6 protein-coding genes are annotated in these 6,237 nt (G+C 32.8%); 2 read left to right on the top strand and 4 right to left on the bottom strand.

Going from position 1 to position 6,237, the window contains the following annotated elements; translation table 11 throughout:
• Window positions 1-23 precede the first annotated feature (23 nt).
• Both pyk and AABE15_RS04265 read right to left on the bottom strand, forming a co-directional pair.
• Window positions 24-1,472, bottom strand: a complete 1,449-nt coding sequence (pyk, locus tag AABE15_RS04270; RefSeq protein WP_338330042.1) for a pyruvate kinase — start codon at window positions 1,470-1,472, stop codon at window positions 24-26.
• 83 nt (window positions 1,473-1,555) lie between these two features.
• Window positions 1,556-2,362 (bottom strand): SH3 domain-containing protein, encoded by an 807-nt coding sequence (locus AABE15_RS04265; RefSeq protein ID WP_338330041.1) that lies wholly within the window; start codon window positions 2,360-2,362, stop codon window positions 1,556-1,558.
• A gap of 364 nt (window positions 2,363-2,726) precedes the next feature.
• Here AABE15_RS04265 and AABE15_RS04260 point away from each other — a divergent pair, with 364 nt between their 5' ends.
• Window positions 2,727-3,281: a DUF2939 domain-containing protein gene (locus AABE15_RS04260; RefSeq protein WP_338330040.1), complete on the top strand. Its 555-nt coding sequence runs from the start codon at window positions 2,727-2,729 to the stop codon at window positions 3,279-3,281.
• Between the two features lie 8 nt (window positions 3,282-3,289).
• Here AABE15_RS04260 and AABE15_RS04255 read toward each other — a convergent pair whose 3' ends face one another.
• A complete protein-coding gene (locus AABE15_RS04255; protein ID WP_338330039.1) occupies window positions 3,290-3,517 on the bottom strand; it encodes a DUF3126 family protein in 228 nt (75 codons plus the stop codon).
• A gap of 129 nt (window positions 3,518-3,646) precedes the next feature.
• Between AABE15_RS04255 and AABE15_RS04250 the strand changes: the two genes are divergently transcribed.
• Window positions 3,647-4,228, top strand: a complete 582-nt coding sequence (locus AABE15_RS04250; RefSeq protein WP_338330038.1) for a hypothetical protein — start codon at window positions 3,647-3,649, stop codon at window positions 4,226-4,228.
• Here the strand turns inward: AABE15_RS04250 and AABE15_RS04245 are convergent, their stop codons facing one another.
• Window positions 4,229-5,209 (bottom strand): L,D-transpeptidase, encoded by a 981-nt coding sequence (locus AABE15_RS04245; protein ID WP_338330037.1) that lies wholly within the window; start codon window positions 5,207-5,209, stop codon window positions 4,229-4,231.
• Between the last annotated feature and the right edge of the window lie 1,028 nt (window positions 5,210-6,237).

The raw sequence follows: 6,237 nt of genomic DNA, 5'->3' as shown, positions 1-6,237 counted from the left end.
GATATATATCTCCCTTTTTTACACTATTCTTTAATATCCACAACGCGTATAAGGTTGGTACTACCAGCTTTACCAAAAGGCATACCTGCTATAACAACCATACGATCCCCTTCTTTAACAATTTTATATTCATGAACTATTTTTAAAGATTCAGAGAGCATATTTTCTACGGTACAAGCAGGATCATCAACTTTTGAAGAATGGTAAGGATGTACCCCCCAAACCAAAGCCAATTTTCTAGCCACTTCTGAAGTTGGCGCTACACCAAAAATCATAGAGTTTGGACGTTCTCTAGACATACGTTGAGCCGTCTTACCGCGACGGGTAAAAGCAACAACAGCAGCAGTATCTAAAGTATGGCAAATTTTTTCTGCCGCTGCAACAATAGCATCCGCAACATTACGCTGAGGTTGTTCACGGGTAGCGTCCATTAATTTACGCCACTCCTCATCTTTTTCTACACGACTGATAATGCGGTCCATGATGGTCACTGCCTCTTTGGGATATTGACCAGCAGCGCTCTCGGCTGAAAGCATGACTGCGTCGGCTCCTTCAAATACCGCAGTCGCAATATCAGAAGCCTCCGCTCTTGTAGGCGTTGGAGCACTAATCATACTTTCAAGCATTTGTGTTGCGACGATAACTGGTTTACCTAAGCTACGTGCGGTACGTATAATTTTAATTTGTGCCAAAGGAACCTCTTCTGGAGGCATTTCCACCCCTAGATCACCGCGTGCAACCATAACCGCATCCGTTGCATTTAAAATAGCGTCAAGATTTTGCATCGCTTGAGGTTTTTCCATTTTGGTTACAATCCAAGCACGCCCATCTGCGATTTCCTTTGCTTCTAACACGTCTTCTGGACGCTGTACAAAAGAAAGTCCTACAAAATCAACTCCTAATTTTAACGCAAAACGAAGATCAATATGATCTTTTTCAGTCAAAGCTGGAATGGGCAAAACCATATCGGGCACATTGACCCCTTTGTGGTTTGAAAGTGTTCCACCGGTGACCACTTCAGTTTCAATAAAATCTGAACCTACTTTACGGACAACCACGCACAATTTTCCATCATCAAGTAATAAACGACAACCCGGCGTTGCACTGTTTACAATTTCTTTATGGGGCAAACACACGCGATGCTCATCGCCCATTGTTGGGTCTAAGTCAAAACGAAAAGTACTCCCCGTTTTAAGTACGATTTTGCCCGCAGCAAATTGACCGACTCTCAGCTTAGGTCCTTGAATATCAGCCAAAATACCAATGGCCTTGCCAGACTCTTTTTCTAATTCACGTATAATTTGATAACGTTCTGCATGATCTTCATGCGTGCCATGAGAAAAATTCAAACGAAACACATCAACGCCCGCATGAAATAAAGTCTGTATCATTTCTTTCGTTGAGGAGGCTGGCCCAAGCGTTGAAACAATTTTAGTACGGCGACTTCTCAACAAACTAGACTTATCGATCATTTATTTTATTCCTTAATATTCAATTAATACGAAAACAATTGGATTTAATTAAATCAATTGTTCCAAATTCAATGTTGCATTATTTAATGAACTTGAACATTCTCTTGAGGAAGCGTACCCCATATAACTTCACGAGGAATCCACCCTTCAATATCTTTCACAGCTACCTTGCACCATTCAGAACCTGCTGGACATTCCTTTATATCCCCTACAACGCCTGGCTTTAAAATGGCTTTTGCGTCGGCTTGATCTTGTGGCAATTTCTTTAAAATAATATTATCTTTGGATAATTGCATAGAATTTTTGTCAGCAATATAACCAATAATAAGACTATCAGTATGTTCCACTTCTTTTGTAGTGTTGTTTTGAGAATCGTTAAAATTTACTGCGTCTATCTTCGTCGAAAGGGGTATTCCTTTAATAATAAAAGTGCGTTTATCAGACAAAATGGCTTGCTGAACCCAGCCTTTTTGACCATCAATATCTTCAACTAAACGCCAATTATCAAACTCTCGAATAACTTTCATAGGCATATGCCGACGATGATAAATCCATATAATAGGATATCTCGTACCAGGTCCACTACGCATATTAACTTCATCGGCTCGTAAACATAAAAAGCGGGGAATTGGCAATCCAGTAACCGTACCTTTTTCAGTTTCAGCGGCCTTCGCTATTGTTGTTTGTGGTACTACGGTTTCTCCAACTGACGGACCTGCTTTTAACGTATGATTCAGAGGAGAAACTTTAGAAGTTGCTTTGACTTTTTTAATTCTTTTGCTTTTTTTAATTAACGTCTTATGGTTTTTTCTTTTTACTTCATAATGGGTTATTTTATTACTGTTGTGTTGGGCAAAACTTATCCCTGTAAAACAAAAAAATCCTAACATAACACTCGTAAAAAAAACAACACTAAACCTAAACAAAAAAATATAACGTTTTAATAGCAAGCTGGGACATAAATATTTCATTACGTTTAAACTCTCTAAAACTACGCTCACTGTATCAAAACCGTCTCTTTTATATAATATAACAACAAAATGATGTTAATCGTTCATTTAAAATTCTTTTTTCGATCGTTAATAATGGAATACTGTTTAAAAATAAGATTAACAACATAGTATTTAAAAATTGCGAATGCAAATTCATTCGTATTTAATTAACTACCTGTTTCTGATATGGTTAGAATCAGAATTTATTTAACTCTTAATTCTATTTTTTACCATCCTTTTAACGAATGATAGAGTTATCGAAATGATTATTTTTACTTCCAAAAAATGGCCGATAATTTTTTTTATAATAGCTTTTTCTACGTTTTATTTTACTTATCCTTACGTTACCCTGTGGTCTATCACTGCAGCCGTTCAAACCCATAACACACAAAAATTTTTATCCTGTATGGATTGGACGTTGGTTAAAAACAATCTTCGCCACGATTTAATTCAAGCAATTATGGATAATCCGGCAACCTCCCAAAACGAACTGCCACAATTTGGGGATTCTTTTGCTATTTCCGCAATTAATAATACGATTGACGCATCCTTAACCCCTCATCGGTTAGAAAATTTATTAGTTTCTTTCCACACTAATAAAAAAAAAACTAATACGTTCCAATTTAAAGAAATAGTCGAAGTATTACTAAAAACCCAAGTAACTTTTAAATCTCCTATAAAAATAAGAGCCACTTTTCAAAGCTCTCAAAATGAAATGAATCCTCCTTTGCAAATCACAATGAAGCTGAAAAAATGGTCATGGAAAATAACCTCCATACAGTTTTCAAAACAATACGTTTCTTTATTGCTAAAATAAAACGTAGTCTATTTTAAATCTTCTTCGAGAACAGTAAGCGAAATAGCAAAAGATACGTCTCCGTCTTCTGCATCACGATAAATCGTTCCTATTGATTCCATCATTTCACCATTTTTTAAGCATAATTCTGCAGGCTGACCTGCCTTTTTAGGTAAAGCTATTGTTAAATGATGACAACCCAATTTAGTTTGAAGATAATCTTTTAATTTTTTCGCTTCTTTGGAATTAAGGGTCACTGTAAATATACTCCTAAAATAAACTTGAAGAATTAATATGCTGTATATTAGCTAATTTATATCATTATTCTGCCATTTTTTAAGTAAACAATTTTATGTTACAAAATTGAACTTTCAAACGAAACAATTATGTTAAATAAATTTTTTCTTTTTACCCGTTATTTTTTTTTAATTTTCCCAATTTTATGGACAACAATTATTTTTTCTCAAGCCAAATCAACGATGTTTACACAATATGTACAGCCACAAAAAGATAATTTAAAAAATAATAAGGTTGAAATGTATCACTCGCTTACTCCTCAAAAATTGGACTTGCTTATTGAAATTGATGGGGGCTTAAAAACCATTCATGCAATTTCCAAACATCAACAATGGAATTTTATATTAAAAAATATAGCTACCGGTCGTGTTGACTGGATAAATATAACCCCTTCTCTCTTAAAATACGCACCCTCTCCAATAAAATTACAATTAAAAAAAACGTTAATCAAAGCTCTTTACATCAATCCAAAAGCTGTATTAAAAATTTTAAGTCTGCACAAAAATTCACCTAACAGTATTCAAAACATTTGCGGAGCAGCACGGTATGATCTTGAAAAGAAAAAAAAGCTTATTGAACAACTACAATCTATTCATTCTTTAGCCATTGTTTATCAAAAACGTAATTGTTTAGAAATCTTGACGGCCTCACCAAATGATAAAATTCATTAATTATGTTTTATTTTGTTTTTCTGAGGAATCAACAACAATTAAAAATTGGCCGGCTAAAGGAGATCTTTTTTTTCCTTTCAAAAAAATAGCACCATATCGTTTGTTTTTTTGAGCAGCTTGGGTAAAAAGAGCATCAATAAGACCATATTGATCAATAAAACGATTCATTCCAGCCGATATTCTTATACACCCCTCCGAAGCAGGATGACCCAAGCGATGTTCAAGATAAACAGGATCCGTAGCATGCATCTCTAAACGAATTTGCCCTTTTTGATTAGATAACCAACTTTTTTGTGCCCATTGCCAACCAAAGTCCCATACTCGCATTCCTTTGATACCGTTGCCTTTTATGCCAAATTTATTTTTAGTACCAAGAGCTCGATATCCAAAACGATCAATCGAATTTACAAAAACACCTGTAGGGGTAATATAATAAAGCTTACGATAAGATGATCCTGTAGATATTTTATCCCCTCCTAAAACTATCCAATCTCCTTTGTATTTAGGAAAAGCAAGGATAAAGCATAGGTTTTGTATTTTAGGATTGCGGTCAACAACCGTTAAAATTTGAGTTCGTTCAAGATGAAATCCATTTTTTTCCAACTCATAATTTGCAAGACTAATCCATCTCCTCTTTTGAAGAGTATTATAAGTCAGTCCATTACGCACAAAACTTTTCAATACAATAATAAGTTTTTTTGCTTCTTTAAGAGCGTCTTCGTAAGATAAATTAGGTAAAGGTGGAAGATTAACTTCTTCCATCCGCTTATGAAATAAAGAGCTTTTATGGTAAAGATTATAATCAAAATAAGATTGATTTTTTAAATCATACGCACCATCAATTTTTTTTTGTAATAAAAAAGGATCAAATGAATTTAGAGGTATTTGAAATATTGTTTCAGTAGAGGAGGCTGCTAATAACTGAGACGTAAAAAATAAAAAGTTACTTAAAGCCATTACTATAAGTAATTTAGGCTTCATTCTTATCCCTCCCCTGCAAAACACAAGACCAACTCAATGTAATAAATTAGAATAGTATATGTGACAAAGCGTAGAGATAATTTAATTACTCGTAAATAATCTTATTTTTAGTCTTAAGGCAACTTTTTAAATCGCTTTAAGTATATTAAAAAAAAGTAGCGAATTAAAAAACGATTACACCTAGTATTAATTTTATAAACATCCCTTGCTCAATTGAAAAATTATTTGGCAGGAGTTTACAACCCCTTATATCTTTTTAAAACCTACGTGACTATTCATATTGAAAAAGGTTTTTTCAAGTTTATAAGTTGTTTTTTAAAAAATCAATATTTCTTCAACTTCTCCAAAAGCGGTATTTTTCGAAGTAGTATACTTAATATTCGTTTTTTGTTACTATAACTATTTTATTCTGCCAAGGCTTTTACAACAAAAACTTTTTTATTACTAATTGAACATTAAGCTTTTTTACATCTCTTACAACATTAATTTAAAAAGGATTAATTCAGAGTAACAATATGCTTTAAGATAGCTTTTTTGTAAAAATCAATACTCAAATTCCTTATTTTGCCTTTTAATAAGAAATTAATATCCACTATAACTTAAGATGATTTTTTTAAAATATTACCTTATCCTTATGCGATCCCCGCTAGTAAAAAATTTACAGTCTCATCAAATTTTTTGCATGAACCAAATGTTTTTTCTTCGCTATAGGCTTAAACATTTTTTTAATTATTTTAGTGCAACCTTATAATATTTTGATTAAATCTAACAATTAATTTTTAAAAATATTTTATAGTTCTAACCAAAAAACTTAAACGTTTTCCTGTATTTTTAATTTAATTTTAAAAAGACCTTTACTTACAATTACTATACTTATTAAGAACTTTTTATATTAATTAATACTATAAATTTATAATAGCTATTTTACCACATAGATACTAAGCATAACTACAAATCAAATTGTTCTTATAACAAGGACACGAATAGCTATCGAGCTGAATTAACACGTATTAAAATAGTATTATTAC

The sequence above is a fragment of the Commensalibacter sp. Nvir genome (assembly GCF_963921845.1).
Classification (GTDB): Bacteria; Pseudomonadota; Alphaproteobacteria; order Acetobacterales; family Acetobacteraceae; genus Commensalibacter.
Note: the sequence above shows the minus strand (reverse complement) of the source record. Positions and strands in the feature narration are given on the sequence as shown.